Source organism: Hymenobacter chitinivorans DSM 11115 (assembly GCF_002797555.1).
Lineage (GTDB): Bacteria > Bacteroidota > Bacteroidia > Cytophagales > Hymenobacteraceae > Hymenobacter > Hymenobacter chitinivorans.
On record NZ_PGFA01000001.1, the window covers coordinates 376,067 to 394,773 of the forward strand.

Here is an 18,707-nt window from a genome sequence, read left to right on the forward strand (position 1 = left end):
ATGCATGACGCTCCAGGAGTCATCCGCTACTGTTGCTTCCCAAAACCTGCTAAGAATGCTGGCAGCAACGACCAAGGCAGCGGGCTGGTGCTGCTCGATAACCATCCTGAATGCAGGAAGACGGCCCGTAAATAAGCGTCGTAATTATTCTTTGTCTCCTAAAATCCGTAGTTGGCGAATAAGGAGACAAGCTGCTTGTCTCTAAAAAATCAAAACAGCCAAACGAGGAGACAACTGCACCCATGCCCCGCTATTCAACTCCTGCTCCCGCTCCGCACTACCTTGCCGTTATTCGTGCCGGGCTGGGCCTCACCCAGGCGCAGCTGGCCGGCGCCCTAGGCGTGTCGCGGCACTTGGTCACGAAGATAGAAGCCGGGCAGCGGGTATTGCCTGCCGCGGCCGGAATAATTTTGGCCTGGCTCACCCAGGCCTTGCCGCCGCCCGGTCCGCCCGCACCCTTGCCAGCGCTGAGTGCAGAGCAGGCCACGCCGCTGCACACCCGCGCCGCGGCCGTGGCCCACGAAACCCAGCAGCTCCTGCGGCGCCTGGAGCGGGGGCAGGCCCGGGCCCGCCGCGCCCTTAGCTGGCTGCGGGCCGCCCCGGCATTATTAGCTACACTACCTCCGGCCGAAGCTGAGCGGCACCAATGCTGGGTAGAAGCCACCACGGCCGAAGCCGAGCAGGCCCTGGAAGGCGAGGGTAGCCCCGTGCTGCACCGGCTGCTGGAGGCCCGCTTGGCCGGACTGCGGGCCGAGGCGGCCGTGCTGGCGGGGTATCTGAAGGAGCCTATAGCCTCGGGTTAAGAGTCGATATTGGGCCGGAGGCAGCCTTGAAACCCGAGTCTCGAATGGGTGTGTTCGGCTGGTAGGAGAGGGGCGTGGGTAATAGAGAAGGGTGTAGGAAAGTTGCTGGCTATTGGGCTTACTGTTCCGGCTTAGCCTTACGGCGCAGCCACTCAAAGAGCCGCTTTGGGGTCCGGGTCAGCCGCTGGAGCGGGGCTTGCTCCACGACGACATAGGTGCTAATGGCCCCGCCCAGGATGGTACGTTGCTGTACCGGCGCTTCCGCCGCCTTGCGCACTACGGGCAGCTCCGTAGCGCCGCGCTGCAGCGGAATGGCCAACGGACCCCGCACGGTTCCGGGCTGCAGCTGTTCTTCGGCCGCCCGGAAGCCGGGCATCTGCACGAGCAGGCGCAGGGTGTCGGTCTTGTCGGGTAAGGCCAGTTGCAGGGTGCCATCGGCTTCGGCCTGGGCGGTGAGCAAGAGCGAATTGGCTAACCAAAGCTGCACGGTGGCAAAGCCCACGCCCTGCCCGGTGGCCGGGTCATACACGCGCAACTGCAGGGTGGTGGGGCGGGAGCTAGCCCCTGGAGCCACGGCGTGCGGCACGGCTACCGGGTGGGCCAGCAAAGGCGTGGTAACTGCCAGCAGGGGCACACTTACCGCCGCCAGCCACCGCCGCACCCCGCTCAGCCCCGGCCAGTGTGGGCGCCGCGCGGCTGTTTCCGCCTGCTGCCGGCTCTGCGCTAGCACCTGGGTTGGAATACGGCCGCATACGCTGCCCTCGGGGGCGTGGCGCAGAATGCTCAGTATCGTGGTCGGGTCGGTGGCGCTGAAGTCCAGCACTTCCTTGCGGCAAGCCTGACAAAACCGGCCCCGCTCGGTGGGCGTCATTTGGGCCCAATCCTGGTGGCAGGGCTCGGGAATGGCGAAATATATACGGGAGTTAGACATACGAACTGGTGTGGAATCAGAGGGAAAGCGGCATCAACCACTCGTCTGATGTCACTTCCTTCCCGATTCCACATGCTGCGCTTCCTGATTTTTGTTTACAGTCTGTTGCTCGTCACGTTGCTGGCCTCAGCTCCGGCGGCGGCTCAGTCCGCGGGCCGCACCTACTACACCCGCGCCGGCCGCCCCACCGCCGCCCCCGATTCGGCCGCCTACTATACCGTAGTGCAAAAGCAGGGCCCCGGCGGCAGTATTACCACGTATGGGCTTGACGGCCGGCGCCTGCACCAGGAGCGGTATAGTCAGCTCCGGACCGGCCAGCGCCAGGGCCTGAGTACGGAGTGGGACGCCCGCACGGGCCGGCGCGTGGCCAGCTACCCCTACCGCCAGGGCCAGCTACACGGTGTGGTGCGGGCCTGGTACCCGAGCGGCCGGCCGCGGTGGCAGCTGGCGTACGAGCGGGGGCGCCGGCAGGGCCCGTTGCGGGCCTGGTACCCGGGGGGGCGGCTGATGCGCACGGAAACCTACCGAGTCGGAGTGCGCACCGCCGGCCACTGCTACACCCGCGCCGGCCGCGACACGGCTTGGTTTGCCTTCGAGCGGCCCGCCCGCTTTATCGGCGGGCCGGCCGCGCTGCAGCAGTGGCTCGACACGAATATCCGCTACCCGGCTTTGGCGTTGCGCAACCAGGTGGAAGGCCACAGCCGCGTGCAGTTCGTCGTGGATGCCACGGGGCGGGTAACCAACGTACAGGTGCTAAAGGCCCTGGGAGCTGGCGTGGAGGAAACTGTTGTCCGCACCCTGACGCGGATGCCGGCCTGGGAGCCCGCCGTGGTAGCCGGGCAGCCCGTGGCCGTGCCCTACGAACTGCCCATCATCTTCAGTATTCTGTAGCACTCCCTGGCAAAAAAGCCCCCGCTGGCAAACATGCCACAGGCTGCGGCGGGGTAATTAGAAACCCACTAAAAAAGCCCCGACCAATGCTGGCCGGAGCTTTTTAGTGGGCAATACGTCCCACGCCTAGCTCTGGTGCTCGGTGGGCAGTGTGCCGCGGAAGGCGTCGAGTTTGGCCGGGTCGTGCTTGAGCTTCACGGGCTTGCCTCCGTTTTTGGCCGACTGGTACAGGGCTTCCATGATGCGCTGGTCCTGCAGGCCTTCCTCGCCGGGCGTGTAGGGCGTTTTGTTGTTGCGCACGCAGTCGGAGAAGTGGTCCATTTCCAGGGCAAACTGGTTTTTCTCCGCTATGCCCACCTGCTCGCGCTGCTGGGTGCCTTCCGGGGCGTGGGCGCGCTCCAGCTTGAGGCCGTGGTAGCTGAAGGCCGGGTCCATCTGAATCCAGCCGGTTTCGGCCTGCACCCGGTAGCGCTTGGAGGTGTAGCTGCCGTAGCCCGTCACGCAGTTGGCCAGCACGCCGCTGGGAAAGCGCAGGGTGAAGAGCATATTTTCCTCGACTTCGGTGAAGCGCGGGTCATTGGGCGTGGTGTAGACGTGGGCCGCTACTTCGGTGGGCTCCTCGCCGAGCAAAAAGCGCACGGTGTTCAGGCAGTACAAGCCAATATCAGGTAGGGCCCCACCGCCGGCCAGGGCTTTTTTGTGCCGCCACTGGTTTGGGTCGCCCTGGTTCTGGGTGTTGGTGGCCTCGATGATCTTGGTTTTGCCGAAGGCGTTGCTGCGCACCAGCTCCTGCACCTTGCGGTTCATGGGCTCGTACTGAATGCGGTAGGCAATCATGAGCTTTTTGCCGGCTTTCTGGCAGGCTTCAATCATCTGCTCGCACTCCTTGGCCGAGTTGGCCATGGGCTTTTCGCAGAGAATGTGCTTGCCGGCCCGGGCCCCGCGAATGGTGTACTCGGCGTGCATGGAGTTGGGCAGCACAATGTAGATAACGTCGACGGCGGGGTTGTCCTTGAGGGTATCGTAGGTTTGGTAGCTGTAGCAATTCTGGGCCGAAATGCCGTACTGCCGGGCCACCTTGCTCAGCTTGTCGGCGTCGCCGCTGACCAGGGCCACCAGCTTCGACTTCTTGCACTGCGACAGGGCCGGCAGGAGTTCCTCCAGGGTGAGGTGGCCCAGGCCCACCACGGCGTAGCCCACGCGCTGGTCTACGGGCTGGGGGTTGGGCACCCCGCCGCTCTTAGGCTCGGTCTTGGCGTTGATTTCGGGCAGCTTCACGTCGGTGGGGCCTTGCTGCAGCACCAGGTCCGTGGCCTGGTCGACGGCAGCGGCGGCCGAAGTAGCGGGCAGCACGCCCAGGGTGCCGGCCACGCTGACGGCCAGCAGGCCGCGGCCAGTTTGGGAAATGAATTGACGGCGCGACGGGTCACAGGCCGGAGGCAGCGCCGGGGTGGGCTGCGGTTGTAGGTTGTTCATAAAGAATAGCGGGACGTTGTGGCTGATTGAGCGGAGAGCTTTTCATAGCCTACGCCCTGCATTCCAACAGGTTGTTGCTGCCGCCACTCCCCGGCCTGAAGGCAAGCCCAGCCCAGTAGGCTGCTGGGTGCCTATGCGGCGGGCCGAGCCGGCCGGTGGGCGGGCCTAGGGAGGGATAATACTATAAAGTTTATATGTTGTACTATTGCCGTAGTGAAGCCTTTGCGTTGCTCTAGCCGGAATGTCTTATTACTTCCCGGCTGATTTGGGCGGTAGGGAGGAAGAAGCAAGGAAGTAAGCTGGGCCGCAAAATGGAAAGATGCTGCATATAGTGCTGCAAATGTGTATTTTGGATTGTTGGTTTGTAAATAACAATTCCGTGTCGGACCTTTGACTCTGCCTGAGTGTTGATGCGTGCCCGGGAGAAGAATAAGGTTGTTACAGGCGGTGTAGTAGCGTGCGAGAAGATCAGTGAATTTGTAAAATAGTAATAACTGCAACCCCGAACGGATGAGGCAAAACTTTACCCGATTAGTGCTCTTTAGCACCCTTTTTCTGTTTCGCCGACCCTGCTGGCTGCTGGCTGCCGTGCTACTGCTGGGCAGTGCCGGGCTGGCCGCGGCCCAAGTACCCGTTTTTGAGTCGGCCACGACGGTCGGCCCCGGTATTGGGGTCAACAATGGCACGGCCCAGGCGGCCAGCACCGCTTTCGATGCGGCCGGTAACGTGTACGTGACCGGCACCTTCAGCGGCACCATCAGCTTCGGGGCCCAGGTGCTGACCAGCGGCCGGGAGTTGGCGGCCGTTTTTGTGGCCAAAGCGTCTCCCGCCGGGCAATGGCTGTGGGCCGTGAGCGGCGGAGCCGGCAAAGCGTACAGCAATGACGTCACCAACATCGGCGAGGATATTGCCGTCGATGGCAGCGGCAACGTGTTGGTAACCGGTTCGTTTATGGCCTCTGACGGGGAGCAGGCGCGGTTTGGCGAGTTTGTCATTCCCGGCACCTACGGGCCCCGGGCTTTCGTGGCCAAGCTCTCGTCGGCCGGGCAGTGGCAGTGGGTCCAGGTGCCCGGTGGGGAAGGGGACTCGTTTGGCCGCAGCCTGGCCCTCGATGCCGCGGGCAACGTGCTGGTCACGGGCCAGTACAGCTCCACCGCCAGCTTCGGCAGCCTTACCCTGACTAATAGCAACGGCTACACGGCGGGCTTTACCGGCAAGCTGTCCCCGGCCGGCGAGTGGCAGTGGGCCGTAGCAATGCCCGGGCAGGCCCGGTCGTCGGCCGGGTTGTACCACAGCGCGGGCGTAGCGGCCGACGCCGCGGGCAACGTGTACCTGCTCGGCTCCTTTGGCGGCGCCACCGTCACGCTGGGCTCGGTCACGCTTACCAACAGCTACAGCAGCAGCACCAATTCCAGCCTCGACCTGTACGTGGCCAAGCTCAGTGCCCAGGGGCAGTGGCAGTGGGCCGTGCGGGCCGGCGGGCTCGACACCGAGTTTGCCGGCGACCTAGTCGTGGATGCAGCCGGCAACACCTATTTCGCCGGGCAGTTCAGGAGTAACGCCACATTTGGGCCCTTCACGCTGCGGGTTTCCGGGGCCGATAAGTTTGTGGCTAAGCTCAACACCCAGGGCCAGTGGCAGTGGGCCACCCAGGGCAACAGCTACTACAGCAACGCCAACGCTTTGGTGCTAAACCCGAACGGCGGCGTGTACGTGGCCGGGCGCGACGACAATACCCTGGCCGTGGCCCGGGTGTCGGCCACGGGGCAGTGGCAGTCGGTGGCGTACCCCGGTGCCAGCTACGGCAGCAGCAGCACGCCGCTGGGCCTGGCCCTCGACGGCAGCGGAAACCTGGCCGTAGCGGGTTCTTTCTACGGACCTTACCTGCAGTTTGGCAGCCAGACGCTGGATAATAGCGCCAACCTGGGGCCCGGTCCCTCGAGCACGCCCACGATGCTGCTGGCCAAGCTCAATCCCGCCGCCGGCACGTGGCAGTGGGCGGCGGCGCCTAGTTTGGGCGGCAGCTCCCGCACTACCTCCGTCGCGACGGATGCGGCCGGTAATGTATACGTGACGGGCACCTTCAGCGGGGCCGTGCGCTTTGGCACTAGCGAGCTGCTCAGTAATGGTAGTACCGATGTGTTCGTAGCCAAACGCTCGGCCGAAGGCCAGTGGCTCTGGGCCACCAAGGGCGGTGGCTTAGGCTCCGAGGAAAGCCAGGATTTGGTCTTGCTGCCCAACGGCACGATTACCATTACTGGAGCCTGCGGGCGAAACGCTATTTTCGGCTTTACTACGCTTACCTGGGGCGGCTCTGATGCCTTTGTGGCCCGTATGAGTCCCGACGGCCAGTGGCAGTGGGCCGTGGGAGTAGGAGCCTCGCAGGCCCAGGGCAACAGCGTGGCCGTGGATGCGGCCGGCAATGCCTACGTAACGGGCCGTATGCTGGCCTACTGGTTTTCCGACGTGTTTGTATCCAAGGTGTCGGCGGATGGACGCCTGCTCTGGACCACCACCGCGGGCGGTAGTACCGAAGATGAAGGCAAGGGTATCGGGGTGGACGCGGCGGGCAACGTGTACGTCAGTGGGGCGTACCGCAGCCAGCGTCCCATTTTCGGCAGTACCCAGCTGCTGGTTATCGGGTACGGGCAAAATGGGGGGCAGGGGGATATCTTCGTGGGCAAGCTCAGTCCGGCGGGCCAGTGGCAGTGGGTGCGGCAGGCGGGCAGTGCTTACGAAGACCAGGGCACCGACCTCGCCGTGGATGGGGCCGGCAACGCCTACCTCACCGGCAGCTGCGCCGGCGAAAGTTGGTTTGGCAGCTTCTCTGTGGCTGGTTCGGGCCAGGAAACCAAAGCCTTCGTAGCCAAAATCAATTCGGCCGGGCAGTGGCAGTGGGCCTCGGCTACCAATGCCGGCAGTGCCACGGGCGTGGCCTTGGCCCTCGAACCCGGCGGGGCCTGCGTGCTCACGGGTACCCTCAACGACGCGGTTGCCTTCGGCGACCATCTGGTGGCCCCAACGGACCCCTACAGCCTGTTTGTGGCCCGCCTCGATGAGCTGGGCAAGTGGAGCTGGGCCCTCAGCGGTGCCGGGAGCAATTATTCCTATTCTAGCACAGGAGTGGCTCTGGCGGCCGGGGGCAGCGTGTACGCGGTGGGCAGCTTCGGCAGCGCCGCCCGCTTCGGTTCCCTGGCCAGCCTGCGCGGGGGCCTGGTCAACCCCACGGGCTACCTGGCCCGCGTCACCACCTCGGCCGCGCCCACTCTGACGCTGTGGCCCAACCCCGCGCAGGGCGCCGCCCAAGCCACGCTGGCCCCGGCCGCCCACGAGCGGCAGGTGCGCCTCGTGGACGGGACCGGGCGGGTGGTGCGTACCCAGAGCCTTCGGGCGGGTGCCACCCAGGCCCTGCTCACCCTAAATGGGCTCCGCGCCGGGCTTTACGTTGTGCAGTGCGAGGGCACGGCCCAGCAGCTGGTGGTGCAGTAAGCGCCAATAAGCCCGGAAAAGGGCAGGGTCAAAACCGCGGCTTGCTTCCGGCGTATAGAAAAGCGGCCCGCTCCCCGGGCTGTTTTTCTATTTCCAACCCCGCTGCTTCCCGCAGCTTACCCGAGTAAAGCCATGGCCAATTCCCCCCAGAAAACCGATAAGAAGACCGATACCAAAACGGACAATACGCCCGGCGCTATTGGTGCCTCAGCCGCCAACCCCATTGACCCCGCCACCTCTTCGCCCACCATCGACACGGAAGCCGGCGTGACCATGGGCGACGGTATCCGCCACCTGCACAGCTTGGCCAAGGGCGACGAAGACTTCATCAACGGTACCGACGACCACGCCGACCGCCGCAACCAGCCCGACACCGAGCAGGAACACCGCGACCAGCTCAACAAGCAGTAACCAGCTTCTGTCGAACAAGCAAAAAAGCCCGAATCAAACTTGATTCGGGCTTTTTTGTGGGTAAACAGCGCGGTTACTTAACCATCAGCGTCTTCACCGCCCCGGTCGACTTGTTGACCTCGAAGGCGGCTTTGTTGGGCATGCGGCCGGCCCAGTCGGTGCGGGGCACCAGCACCTGCCAGTGGTCATCTACCTCGAAGGCGGTGGCCGAGTCGACGACGAAGAGCTTGGCGTTGGGCAAGCCCTGCACGTAGCGGCCAATGGCAGTACGAGCTTCGGCCTCGGTGGAAACGGCCGTGCCGGTGGCCGGCGCCGGGGGGGCAATGGTATCGGCAGTGGGCGGGGTGGCCGAGTCGGTGGCGGGCTTCTGCTGGCAGCTGCCGAACAGGCCGGCCGCCCCGAGCAGCAGGAAAGGAAGGACTTTTTTCATGGGCGTAAAGTACGGCAGCAAATACAAACCGGCCGGCGCCGCGGGCCGGGAGGCTACAGTTTCCCCGGGCAACAGTACGGCCGCCGCACTCCCACAAACCAGCCAAAAGGCCTGCGGCAATTCTATTAGGAGCCCGGAGTAGTGCTTCCGACTAACCCCTACTTGCCTGCCCGGGGCAGAAATTGGACCCGGATGTCGCCGGTCTGCTTATGAACGGTGAAAGCCGCGGAATTGGGTTTGCGGCCCTCCCCGGGAATGCTGGGTACCAGCACCAGCCAGTTCCTATCGGCTTGCATGACCATAGCCGAGTCGAAATTGTACTCGCCGCCCTCGGGCATCTCCTGCAGGTAAGAATTTACGGCTTCGCGGGCCTGGGCTTCGTTGGTCACCGCGGCAGCAGTAGTAGCAGTTGCGGGGGCGGCACGGTCGGGAGTTGGTTGGCAGGCGGTGGCACTCAGGGCCCCCGCTAGCAGCCAGGAAAGGGCTTTGATCATGCGGCAAAGGAACGCCGCAACTTGCCAAAAAAACAATCAGGGCTGAAGCCGGCCGCGGGTCTGGAACTGGAACAGGCGGAAGGAGCGGCGCACGTAAAACGCCGGAAAGGTAATTTCACCTGCCGCCCCGTCGGCAAAGTACGTTTTCTGGGTCCGGGGCCCGAGCGAATCGTAGCGGAAGGTGATGCCCAGCACGTTGGTTTCGGCCGTGCTGATGGTGGTATCGAGGCGGGTGCGCTGCTGGCGCGACTCGGCCACGATGCGGTGCAGACCCGGACGCAGATACAGCCGGCGGCGCAACCGGTCGTCGGCGCTTTTATATTTCGCCACCAGCGTATCCAGCACCAGCTTTCCGTCGCAGCGCACGGTAATATCCACCTGCTTTTCCTGGCTGTCGTTGACTACCTGCAGGCGTACTTCCCGGGCCGGGTCACAGGCCGCGAGCAGCACGAGCAAGCCCGAAAGAAGCGGAGTGCGCATGATTGAAAAAGGGCCCGTAGCCGGGTGTTGAACCAGTAGTGCTAAAAAATCGGGCCGGGTGGAAGCCCGCAACTAAGCAACCCCACCCGGGTACAAGCAAAAGCCCCAACTGCCGCAGGGACAGTCGGGGCCTTCGGGCGCAAGTCGGGCCGCTTAGTGAGCGTGGATACGCTTACGCTTCTGGCGGCGGCGCTCCTGGGCCTGCTTAACGCGGCGGTAGAGGGCCTCCTGGGCAGTTTCGGTCCGAACTTCGGCTGTCTGGTTAGTTGCAGCGGCTTGATTGGTAGTAGCCATGATGAAAATGGTTAAGCGAAAAGATGGGTGATTAGAAATTATATACCCCCGTGGGGCCCGCCGGGTTTACCCCAGCCGTAGGTTTTGCGGAAGCCGGGCCAAGGTACGGTTATTCTCGTGGGGCCGCCTGCACCACGCTGGCCGAAACCAGCCGGGCTGCTTTTTTGTCTGGAAAGAAACTGCCGGCGGCGCGGGCGGCGTGCAACCGTATAGCTGGCGCCCGGCTCTTTTTCCGACCTGCTCAGTTCCTAGCGAAAAAACAATGAAAGCGACATTACCCATCCTGGCCCTGGCCACCGTTCTGGCCACTGCCTGCGCCGACGAACGTCCCGACGTCGTGACGCCCGAGGGCTGCGGCTCGGTTATCGTCCAGGAAAACGTGGATGGCCGCGGCCTGGTCCGCTACGACGCCCAGAACCAGGTATATACCATTCGCTCCAGCGTGGCCGGCACCACCAACGGGCAGATTGTGGGCTTTGTCTGCGGCGCGTTGCCCGAGGCCTTTCGCCAGGATTCGTTGCCGGTCAGCTTCACGGGCACCTACACGCAGTACACCAAGGCGGTGCCGCCGGACCCCGGGCTGGAATATTACTACCTGAGCTTGTCCCGCCTGGAGGCCATAACGGGCGAATAATGCCGCGTTATGCTAAAAAAGGGTAGTATTAAGCCTGGTTTGGGATTCACGGCCGGCCCGGGTTCGGCGGCCCCATAGGCAGTTTTTGCGTGCTACACTTCCGCTTTCTGCGTTTTGCCGGCCTGTTGCTGGGCCTGGCGGTGCTGCTCGGCTCGGCCGTGCCCGGCCCGGTGGTCCAAACGCGAGACTTCAGTTCCTACTTCGCGGCCCACGGACTGCGGGGCTCCTTGCTGGTGTTGAATGGGGCCACCGGGCAGTACACGGCCTATGACGAGGCGCGGTGCCGGCAGGGCTTTTTGCCCGCTTCCACGTTCAAGATTCCCAACACACTTATTGGCCTCGAAACCGGGGCCGTGCGCGACACGGCCGAGGTGTTCCGCTGGGACGGTAAAAAGCGCAGCTTCCCGCAGTGGAACCAGGATATGAGTCTGGCCCAGGCCCTGCGGGTATCGTGCGTGCCCTGCTACCAGCAAATAGCCCGGCGCGTGGGGGCCAAGCGCTACCAGCAGTGGCTGCCCAAGCTGCGCTTCGGGCGCATGCAGGTGACGCCCGCTACCGTCGACTCGTTTTGGCTGGTAGGTTCCTCGCGCATCACCCAGTTCGAGCAAATCGACTTTCTGCAGCGGCTCCAGCAGGGTAAACTGCCCATTAGTAAGCGCAACCAGGACCTGACTAAAACTCTGCTGGAACTCAGCCGCGGGCCGGGTTGGGTGCTGCGGGGCAAAACCGGCTGGGCCATGCGGGAGGGGCAAGACAACGGCTGGTTTGTGGGCTGGGTGGAGCAAACCGGCCAGGTGTATTTCTTTGCCCTGAATGTGGAACCCGCCGATGGCCAGCCAGCCACGAGCAGCTTTGGTCCGGGCCGCCGGGCTCTGACCGAGGACATCCTGCGGCAGGAGTTTGGGTTGCTGGCGGGGCCGGGCAAGTAAGCCGATTGCGCCGCTTCGAGTATGAATATCACCATCCTGACTGTGCCCGGCCTGGGCAGCTCCGGCCCGGAGCACTGGCAGACGAAGTGGGAGACGCGCTACGGCTACCAGCGCGTGGAGCAGCCCGAGTGGGACGCGCCCCGCCGCCCCGACTGGGTAGCCACGCTGGCCCAGGCCGTGCGGGCCGCGCCCGGCCCCGTGGTTTTGGTGGCCCACAGCCTGGCCTGCAGCACCATTGCCTACTGGGCCCGGCACTACAACACGAGCCAGGTGCGCGGGGCCCTGCTGGTAGCTCCCGCCGACACCGAGCAGGCCGACTTTCCGGCTGCGGCCGTCGGCTTTGCACCTATGCCGCTGCGGGAGCTGCCGTTTCCTAGTATTGTGGTGGCTTCCACCAACGACCAGTACGTGACTCTGGCGCGGGCCGCGGCGTTTGCCCGAGCCTGGGGCAGCCGGCTGGTCGACGTGGGGGCGCTGGGGCACCTGAATTCCGCGTCTGGGTTAGATGAGTGGCCCGTGGGGCACACCTTGCTGCAGGAGCTGGTAGCCGGGGCCAGCCGCTTGGCATAGCCCAAAAAAAGTCGGCGCCCGTTCCTGACATACGCTGATACCTGGTGCCAGCGGCAGAGCGGGCTGCTTACTCGGTTGCGGGAGAAGCGGGCTGCGGCTCGTCGGGCCCCATAGTTGGCGCAACGTCCTCGGCTGACTCGTCGGTGGCCAAAGCCGGAGCGAGGCGGTCCTTGAAGCGGGCGTAGAGGGCATTCATGCCCAGCAGCAGCAGGCCCATTAGAATAAATACCACCGCCCGGGTAATAGTGCCGCGCTGACTCAGGTCGAAGAACACGAGACGCACCAGGCAGATAAGCACGCCGGCCAGGGAGGCGTAGCGGAAATCCTGACGGCGCAAAAGCAGGCTGCTCACGAATAGGGCCACTACCTCCAGCATCAGCAGTACCGTGAGCACCGACCGGTCGAAGGACTGCACGAGCAGTACGGTAAGGGCCCCGAAAGCCGGGTACAGCAGGGCTGCCACCAGCTGCCGGGAACTGAGCTGGCCAAGGCGGGCCAGGCCACTCAGGCCCGCAGGCCAGGAGAGCGGCTCGGCCGGAGCATAGGATTGCAAAGCCAGGGCGGCGTAGGCAAACTGCAGGGCTACGGCCCCGGCCGTGGTCAGCCACCGGATGCTCAGCAGCTGCCCGGGCGCAAGGTAGCGCAGGGCCACGGAGGTCGTCGAGAAGGCGGAAAGCCAGAAAAACAGCACGCCGTAGAGCTGCAGGCGGCGCAGGCGGGCGGGCAGGTGGCGGCCACCCAGGGTAAGGGCAAAGGCCAAAACCAGCCACAGCAGAGCCTGCCAGGTGAGCGGTACTTCATCCCAGAGCGTGAAGCTCAGAAACAGCACCGTCAGCTCGGGCAAATACGGGTGCAGAAGCTGCCAACTACGGTACACGGGAGCGGTAGTCGGGGGCTGGCGCCAAGCCAGGCCGGTCAGCACCAGCACCAGGGCCGCGGCCGAAAGGCGCCGGGCCGGAAGGTGCCAGAGCTCGGCCGTACCGTTCATCACCGCGGTGAAGTGCCAGAGCAGGGCCCACAGCAGCAAACCATAGGCTACGTGCAGTAAGTAGCGGTCCGGATTGCCTTGGCGGGTTAGGGCGGCAGGGTCGGGGAAGCGGCGGCGCAGCCACTGGGCGGCTCCGGCGGCCAGGGCCACAGCCCCGCACCAAACCAGCACCGCCACGGCCGCCAGCGGAAAGGGTGCCGTAGCCCAGCCGATAACCACCACGTGCAGCGCCAGCAGGTAGAGCCAGGACCAGCGCACGTGGCGGGCCTGGGCCGCCCACCAGGACAAGGCCAGCCCCGGAGTGGCCAGCAGCACCAAGGGTAGCAGATACCCCAATGCGGCCCCGGCGGCCAGGTGGGGCTTAGCCACCAGCACGTGGTACCACTGCAGCAGATAATACCCGGCCGCGGCCAGCAGCAGGCCCATCCACAGGCCGGGCACGGGTACCACGCGCCGCAGCGCCAGCAACGTTACGGCCACGCCCACGGCCGCCCAGCCCGCCCAGGTATGCTGGTACACCAAGCCACCAGCCGCCAGCAGCAGCAAGCCCGCCACCGTGCCCAGCAACCGCAGGCGGTAAGCCGGATTGTAGGAAAAGGGCAGCACATCGTACTCCGGGGCGGCCCACCGTGCCAGCGTGGCCTGCGTGGCCGCCGTAGCCAAAGCAGCCAGGGTTAGCAGCAGGGCGCGTTGCTCCGAGCTCAGGTGGCCCGCGTTGTAGACCACCACGGGCAGGAGCACTGCCAATAGCAGCGAAGCGTAGAGCTGCACGCGGTACACCCACCATTCGCGGCGCCAGGCCAGCAGGCCCAGCAGCAGCAGAAACTCGGCGTAGAGCAGCACCGTGGTCAGCGGCCAGTTCAGGCCCACTTTATGCAGGCCCAGCACGGCTACGCTTACTAGAATTTGCCCGATTAGCAGATGCAAAATCCGGAACCACTCTGCCCCGCCGCGTAACCAGCGGCTCAGCCCAAAAACCAGCGCCGCCGCCACGGCTGCGCCGCTTATCAGCGCCACTGCCGGCGGCTGCTGCGGGCCAAACAACGCCCGCAGCAGCACGCCCGCGCCCGCCAGATACAGCACTCCGCCCAGTCCGCCCAGTGCCTGAGCCAGGCTCCGCTCGGGCGCCGTGCTGACCTGGGCACTGAGCCAGAGCTGACGGGCAAGCAGGCGGAAAAATACTGCGCTGACCAGACCGGCCCCGAGTAGCAACGCCGCGTTGCGGTGCAGGCTGGCCGCCGGCAAATGCTGCCCGGGGCCGGCACTCAGCAGCAGCCACAGGCCCGCCAGCAGCGTTGCGCCCAAGTAAATCCGGACGGCCGCAACTTCGGTGAAGCGGCCCAGCAGCCAGGCCAAGGTCAGGGTTTCGAGGTAAAGTACGGCGGCCGTGGCGGGCCACACCAGCCCCAGCTTGTGCAGGCCGAGGATGGCCACGGTGAGCAGCAGTTGGCCGGCGGCCAAGTGCAGGGTACGAAACCAGGCTGGCTCGCCGCGCAGCCACCGGGCCAGGCCAAACACCACCCCGGCGGCGGCGGCCACCCCGCCCATCAGCAAACCTACGGGCGGGTTCTTTACCCCAAACAACGCCTGTACTACCAGTGCCGCCACGCCCAGGTACAACACCCCCAAGAGGCCGCCAAAACCATGGTGCAGCGCCTGGCTGGTCGAGGAGTCCGGCGCAGCAGGGGAAAGCAGGGGCTGGGCGCTGGTCAGGCGGAAGTAGCCCGCGCCCAAACTAGCGGCCAGAAACACAATCAGGGCATTGCGGTGCAGCTCGGCCGGCGAGTAGTGGGTAAGCTGGGCGGTTATCATCACCAGCAGACCCAAGCCGGCCAGTAAAGCCCCCACAGTGGCCACCCGAAACACCAGCACTTCCTGCTCCCGGGCCATGATAAAGGCAATCAGCAGGGCTTCGAGCAGCATAAACAAGCCCACCACGGGGCCCGTAGCGTGCCAGCCCTGCAGGGAAAAAGCTGTGGCCAGAGCCAGAATCAGGGAAATGATGGTGTCGGTCTGGAACAGCCACTGAATGCCCAGCTGCCGGGCCCGGCGCGCTACGAAGAAGGTCAGTACTGCGCCCAGGGCCAGCGGAATGGTTTTCCACGGCGAGCCGGTGCTGTACTGGTAGAGGTTGAAGCCCAGCGTGGTCCAGTTGAGCACGTGGGCGGCAAAGAGCAGGGCATCAAAGCGCGAATCGGCGTACACGCGGCGGTATTGCACCACGGCGGCGGCCACGCCCACCAGCACTACCAGGCTCATGGCCGTTACCCGGGCCCCACCCGTCAGGGGCAAAGCCAAGCTGAAATGCCAGTATTGGTGAAAAACGAAAAAGCTCAGAATGCTCAGCAGCAACTGGTATTTCCACTGCTGCCGGTAGGTAATGGCAATGCAGAAAGCTGTAACCGCCGCAGCCGTGCCCAAAGTCAGCAAATCGGGCGGAATGACGGCCAGGGCCACCAGGCTCAGCACCCCGTGCAGCGTAGCCACCGATTCCCGGCTGCTGGTCCAGGCCAGCCACAGGTTGGCCACGACGCCCGCCAGCAGCAGGGCGTAGCTGAGCGGCGGGGCGGCCCACTGCAGGCCGGGCACGCTGCTGGCTCCCACGCAGGCAAAGAGGAAAATGGCCGCCGCGCTGCTTTGCAGCCACACGTGCAGGCGGGCGGCAAAGGGCTTAGTGCGCAGATAGTAGTTCAACCCCAGCAAAGCCGCGGCAAACCCCGAAATCATGGCAAAGCGCACCGGCGGCGTCACCTGCACCGCCGTGTAGATTCCCAGAAATCCGACGCCGACAACCAGCACCACGGCCCCCAGAATCCCGGTCCAGTTGTCGAGCAATACCCGTTCGGTTCGTTCCCACCACGTGGGGCCGGCCGGTTCCACCGGAACGGGCCGGGGCGTCGGCCGCGGGGGCGCTGGCGGGGTAAAGACGGGCTCGGGCCGCGGTTCAGGTTTGGAGCCGGTAGGAGCCGGGGCCGGCAGAATTACCGGGGCCGCAACCGGCGGTGTTGGAGTGGCCGCAGGCGAAACAGCCAGAACGGGCACCTGAGCCGGCGGCACTACGGGTGCCGCCGGCTCAGGTGCAGCTGGCGGAACTACCGGAGCCGGAGCTACTTTGGGCTCTGCTGGCACGACTACCGGCCGCGGCACCACCACGGGCGCGGCAGTGGTAGCAGTAGTGGCTGCGGTGGCCGCAGCAGCCGTAGCAATGGGCGGGGCCGGCCGGGGCGGGGTCGTTACGGGCGGCGCGGTGCGGAGCTTCTGCAGCTCTTGGCGCAGCTGCTCCACCTGGGCCAGGACTTGGGCGTGGTCGGTTTCCCGCTGGCTGAGGCGCTGCTCCAATCGTTTGAGCCGGTCCTTAAACCCATGGTAGACAACGGCCACTACGACCGTTACAATTACCACTATCCAAGCCTCCATAAGCTACTGTGCTGGGTAAGATTCGGGAAATACTGGGCCGCCGCCCAAGCTGGTTGAAACCCACGTAGCAGGGCTGCCGGCCGCGTGGGCCCGGACTTGGAAGCTGAAACTTACTGATTTATTCCTATCGTTTCGAAGCAGGCTGCCAACATCCGGGACTAAGGCTCAGAAGCAGCTTTCGGCGGCCGGGCGCGTCGGTAGCCCCGGCGCGGCCTTGCGCCCGCTCAAGAAGTGTAGCTTGCCACCCTTATGCTCTCCTACAAGCACGAAATTTTCCTGGAAGTGGCCCGCCTGCTGAGCTTCACTAAGGCCAGTCAAAACCTGTTCGTGAGCCAGTCGGCCGTGAGCAAGCACGTGAAGGCCCTGGAGGAAGAGTACAAAATCGGGCTGTTTGAGCGGCTCGGCAACACCGTCAAGCTCACGCCCGCCGGCGAGCTGCTCTACCAGAAACTATTGCTGGCCAAGCAGCTCCAGCACGAACTCCACCAGGAGTTTACCGCCCTCAGCGCCGACTATTCCCCGCGCTTCCGCATGATGATTGGGGCCAGCACCACCATTTCGCTCTACGTGCTGCCCCCGGTGCTGTCGGCCTATCTGCACCAGCACCCCAACATCCAGCTCACCCTCAAAAACCGCAACAGCGAAAATATCCTCAAGGCCCTGCTCGACCACGAAATTGACCTGGGCATTATCGAGGGCATCAACAAAGTCAGCAACGTGACCTACACCCCGTTCCTGACCGACGACGTCATTGCCGTGTGCTCGGCCAAGAACCCGCTGAACCGGCAAAACCTGACCGTGCAGGACTTGCACAACGTGCCCCTGGCCGTGCGCGAAGTCGGCTCGGGTACGCTGGCGGTGCTGGAAGAAGCCCTGGCCGCGCACCACCTCAAGCTGCCTGACTTGCCGGTGAAAGTGCGGCTGGGCGGCACCGAGGCCCTCAAAAACTTCGTGCGCGTGGATACCTGCCTGGCCTTTTTGCCCCGGCAGGCGGTAGTCAAGGAACTGGAGACGGGAGAATTACTGGAAGTTCCGATTCGGGGGCTGGCCATGCGGCGGCAGTTCAATTTCATCCAGCGCCGGGGCACCGAAAACAACTTGCCCTACAAGGATTTCGTCCAATTCATGAAGCGGCACTATTCGAAAAAGGAATAGCCTATTCCGAATCACTATTTTGTTTCCGCATACCGTCGGGGCTACTTGCCGTTCTAAAGCGCAACCGTCTAGCCCCGTTTATGGAAACCTGCACTGCCCTCACCTCCCGAATCCAGACCCTGGAATGCTCCGCCTGCGGCCGGCCCCATTCGGCCTTTACCCTGCAGCGGGTGTCGGAGTGCTGCCAGATGCCGCTGCTGGCCGTGTACGACCTGCTCGAGCCCCTGAGCAAAGCCAGCATCTGCCAGACTGAGGGCTCGATGTGGCGCTACCGCGAGGTGCTGCCGCTGCTGCACGACGAAAACCGCGTCAGCCTGGGCGAGGGGTTCACCCCCATTCTGAACCTGCAGCGCCTGGGCAGCCGCTACGATCTGCAGTCGTTGGTGCTCAAGGATGAAGGCAAAAACCCGACCGGCTCGTTCAAGGCCCGGGGCTTGAGCATGGCTATTTCCAAGGCCAAGGAGCTGGGCATTGAGGGCTGCATCGTGCCCACGGCTGGCAATGCGGGCGTGGCTATGGCCGCCTACTGCGCCAAGGCCGGTATGCGGGCCGTGGTGGCCATGCCCCGGCACACGCCCAAGGCGTTTCGCGAGGAGTGCTACTGGTACGGAGCCGAAGTCGAGCTGATTGACGGCCTGATCAACGACTGCGCCGCCTGGGTGCGCCACACCAACGCCAATGGCGCCCTGCTCGACGTGTCGACCCTGAAAGAGCCCTACCGCATCGAGGGCAAGAAAACCATGGGCTACGAAATTGCCGAACAGCTCAACTGGCAGCTGCCCGACGTGATTCTCTACCCTGCCGGCGGCGGCACCGGCCTGATTGGCATCTGGAAGGCCTTCCAGGAAATGAAAGCTCTGGGCTGGCTGGCTTCCGACGTGCAATTGCCGCGCATGGTAGCCGTGCAGGCCACCAACTGCTGCCCCCTGATTGAAACCTATTTGGGCCGGCAGGCCAACTCCCACCACTACGTTGGCAAACCCACCATTGCCAACGGACTGGCCGTGCCGCGCCCCTTGGGTGAACCTCTCATGCTGGACGTGCTGCGCGCCTCGCACGGCACGGCCGTCAGCATCACCGACGAGCAGATGGTGGAAGGCATGCGGGAGCTGGGCCGCCTCGAAGGCCTGTTTGTGGCCCCCGAAGGCGCCGCCGTCTGGATGGCCGCCCGCCATTTGCTCGGTACCGGCTGGCTGCGGCCCGACGAGAAAATTCTGCTGCTCAATACCGGCGCCGGCCAGAAGTACCTCGACAACGTGGAAGGCCAGTATTAGGCCGGCTGCAAAGCAAAAACGCCAGCTTTGCGTAGCTTGCC

The 18,707-nt window shown here is 64.5% G+C and carries 16 protein-coding genes; 9 read left to right on the top strand and 7 right to left on the bottom strand.

Annotated features, from left to right (window positions below):
* The first annotated feature begins 242 nt into the window (after positions 1–242).
* The gene (locus tag CLV45_RS01390) at positions 243–803 is read left to right on the top strand and encodes a helix-turn-helix transcriptional regulator (RefSeq protein ID WP_100334611.1); all 561 of its coding nucleotides are present in this window, start codon (positions 243–245) and stop codon (positions 801–803) included.
* 118 nt (positions 804–921) lie between these two features.
* Here CLV45_RS01390 and CLV45_RS01395 read toward each other — a convergent pair whose 3' ends face one another.
* Positions 922–1,734: a hypothetical protein gene (locus CLV45_RS01395; protein ID WP_100334612.1), complete on the bottom strand. Its 813-nt coding sequence runs from the start codon at positions 1,732–1,734 to the stop codon at positions 922–924.
* Positions 1,735–1,782: 48 nt separating this feature from the next.
* On the opposite strand from CLV45_RS01395, the gene CLV45_RS01400 reads away from it, so the two are divergent.
* The gene (locus tag CLV45_RS01400) at positions 1,783–2,625 is read left to right on the top strand and encodes an energy transducer TonB (RefSeq protein ID WP_100334613.1); all 843 of its coding nucleotides are present in this window, start codon (positions 1,783–1,785) and stop codon (positions 2,623–2,625) included.
* Positions 2,626–2,751: 126 nt separating this feature from the next.
* Here the strand turns inward: CLV45_RS01400 and CLV45_RS01405 are convergent, their stop codons facing one another.
* Complete coding sequence (locus CLV45_RS01405) at positions 2,752–4,101, bottom strand: Gfo/Idh/MocA family protein (protein WP_100334614.1); 1,350 nt, start codon at positions 4,099–4,101, stop codon at positions 2,752–2,754.
* Positions 4,102–4,635: 534 nt separating this feature from the next.
* Between CLV45_RS01405 and CLV45_RS01410 the strand changes: the two genes are divergently transcribed.
* Together CLV45_RS01410 and CLV45_RS01415 are read left to right on the top strand one after the other, a co-directional pair.
* Positions 4,636–7,590 carry an SBBP repeat-containing protein gene (locus CLV45_RS01410; RefSeq protein WP_170061795.1) on the top strand — a complete coding sequence of 985 codons (2,955 nt, stop codon included), beginning with the start codon at positions 4,636–4,638 and terminating at the stop codon, positions 7,588–7,590.
* A 132-nt stretch (positions 7,591–7,722) separates the two neighbouring features.
* A complete protein-coding gene (locus CLV45_RS01415; RefSeq protein WP_100334616.1) occupies positions 7,723–8,001 on the top strand; it encodes a hypothetical protein in 279 nt (92 codons plus the stop codon).
* 73 nt (positions 8,002–8,074) lie between these two features.
* Here the strand turns inward: CLV45_RS01415 and CLV45_RS01420 are convergent, their stop codons facing one another.
* From CLV45_RS01420 to CLV45_RS24770, 4 genes are all read right to left on the bottom strand, one after another.
* Positions 8,075–8,431 carry a hypothetical protein gene (locus CLV45_RS01420; RefSeq protein WP_157807221.1) on the bottom strand — a complete coding sequence of 119 codons (357 nt, stop codon included), beginning with the start codon at positions 8,429–8,431 and terminating at the stop codon, positions 8,075–8,077.
* A gap of 158 nt (positions 8,432–8,589) precedes the next feature.
* Positions 8,590–8,925, bottom strand: a complete 336-nt coding sequence (locus CLV45_RS01425) for a hypothetical protein (RefSeq protein WP_100334618.1) — start codon at positions 8,923–8,925, stop codon at positions 8,590–8,592.
* A 36-nt stretch (positions 8,926–8,961) separates the two neighbouring features.
* Positions 8,962–9,405 (bottom strand): hypothetical protein, encoded by a 444-nt coding sequence (locus CLV45_RS01430; RefSeq protein ID WP_100334619.1) that lies wholly within the window; start codon positions 9,403–9,405, stop codon positions 8,962–8,964.
* A gap of 153 nt (positions 9,406–9,558) precedes the next feature.
* Positions 9,559–9,699, bottom strand: a complete 141-nt coding sequence (locus tag CLV45_RS24770; RefSeq protein WP_157807222.1) for a hypothetical protein — start codon at positions 9,697–9,699, stop codon at positions 9,559–9,561.
* Between the two features lie 262 nt (positions 9,700–9,961).
* Here CLV45_RS24770 and CLV45_RS01435 point away from each other — a divergent pair, with 262 nt between their 5' ends.
* The 3 genes from CLV45_RS01435 (at position 9,962) to CLV45_RS01445 (ending at position 11,832) form a co-directional block, all read left to right on the top strand.
* On the top strand, positions 9,962–10,333 hold the full coding sequence (locus CLV45_RS01435; protein ID WP_100334620.1) for a hypothetical protein: 372 nt from the start codon (positions 9,962–9,964) through the stop codon (positions 10,331–10,333).
* 89 nt (positions 10,334–10,422) lie between these two features.
* Positions 10,423–11,262 carry a class D beta-lactamase gene (blaOXA, locus tag CLV45_RS01440; protein ID WP_157807223.1) on the top strand — a complete coding sequence of 280 codons (840 nt, stop codon included), beginning with the start codon at positions 10,423–10,425 and terminating at the stop codon, positions 11,260–11,262.
* A 21-nt stretch (positions 11,263–11,283) separates the two neighbouring features.
* Positions 11,284–11,832, top strand: a complete 549-nt coding sequence (locus tag CLV45_RS01445; protein ID WP_100334622.1) for an RBBP9/YdeN family alpha/beta hydrolase — start codon at positions 11,284–11,286, stop codon at positions 11,830–11,832.
* A 67-nt stretch (positions 11,833–11,899) separates the two neighbouring features.
* Here the strand turns inward: CLV45_RS01445 and CLV45_RS01450 are convergent, their stop codons facing one another.
* Positions 11,900–16,237, bottom strand: coding sequence for a hypothetical protein (locus tag CLV45_RS01450; RefSeq protein WP_157807224.1), 4,338 nt, complete (start codon positions 16,235–16,237; stop codon positions 11,900–11,902).
* Positions 16,238–16,486: 249 nt separating this feature from the next.
* Between CLV45_RS01450 and CLV45_RS01455 the strand changes: the two genes are divergently transcribed.
* Both CLV45_RS01455 and CLV45_RS01460 read left to right on the top strand, forming a co-directional pair.
* Complete coding sequence (locus CLV45_RS01455) at positions 16,487–17,392, top strand: LysR family transcriptional regulator (RefSeq protein ID WP_100334624.1); 906 nt, start codon at positions 16,487–16,489, stop codon at positions 17,390–17,392.
* Between the two features lie 80 nt (positions 17,393–17,472).
* Positions 17,473–18,666, top strand: a complete 1,194-nt coding sequence (locus tag CLV45_RS01460) for a threonine synthase (protein ID WP_100334625.1) — start codon at positions 17,473–17,475, stop codon at positions 18,664–18,666.
* The last annotated feature ends 41 nt before the right edge of the window (positions 18,667–18,707 follow it).

Coding starts and splice junctions, on each gene's coding strand:
- CLV45_RS01390 (WP_100334611.1), top strand. CDS start 243: ATGCCCCGCTATTCAACTCCTGCTCCCGCTCCGCACTACCTTGCCGTT.
- CLV45_RS01395 (WP_100334612.1), bottom strand. CDS start 1,734: ATGTCTAACTCCCGTATATATTTCGCCATTCCCGAGCCCTGCCACCAG.
- CLV45_RS01400 (WP_100334613.1), top strand. CDS start 1,783: ATGTCACTTCCTTCCCGATTCCACATGCTGCGCTTCCTGATTTTTGTT.
- CLV45_RS01405 (WP_100334614.1), bottom strand. CDS start 4,101: ATGAACAACCTACAACCGCAGCCCACCCCGGCGCTGCCTCCGGCCTGT.
- CLV45_RS01415 (WP_100334616.1), top strand. CDS start 7,723: ATGGCCAATTCCCCCCAGAAAACCGATAAGAAGACCGATACCAAAACG.
- CLV45_RS01420 (WP_157807221.1), bottom strand. CDS start 8,431: ATGAAAAAAGTCCTTCCTTTCCTGCTGCTCGGGGCGGCCGGCCTGTTC.
- CLV45_RS01425 (WP_100334618.1), bottom strand. CDS start 8,925: ATGATCAAAGCCCTTTCCTGGCTGCTAGCGGGGGCCCTGAGTGCCACC.
- CLV45_RS01430 (WP_100334619.1), bottom strand. CDS start 9,405: ATGCGCACTCCGCTTCTTTCGGGCTTGCTCGTGCTGCTCGCGGCCTGT.
- CLV45_RS24770 (WP_157807222.1), bottom strand. CDS start 9,699: ATGGCTACTACCAATCAAGCCGCTGCAACTAACCAGACAGCCGAAGTT.
- CLV45_RS01435 (WP_100334620.1), top strand. CDS start 9,962: ATGAAAGCGACATTACCCATCCTGGCCCTGGCCACCGTTCTGGCCACT.
- CLV45_RS01445 (WP_100334622.1), top strand. CDS start 11,284: ATGAATATCACCATCCTGACTGTGCCCGGCCTGGGCAGCTCCGGCCCG.
- CLV45_RS01450 (WP_157807224.1), bottom strand. CDS start 16,237: ATGGAGGCTTGGATAGTGGTAATTGTAACGGTCGTAGTGGCCGTTGTC.
- CLV45_RS01455 (WP_100334624.1), top strand. CDS start 16,487: ATGCTCTCCTACAAGCACGAAATTTTCCTGGAAGTGGCCCGCCTGCTG.
- CLV45_RS01460 (WP_100334625.1), top strand. CDS start 17,473: ATGGAAACCTGCACTGCCCTCACCTCCCGAATCCAGACCCTGGAATGC.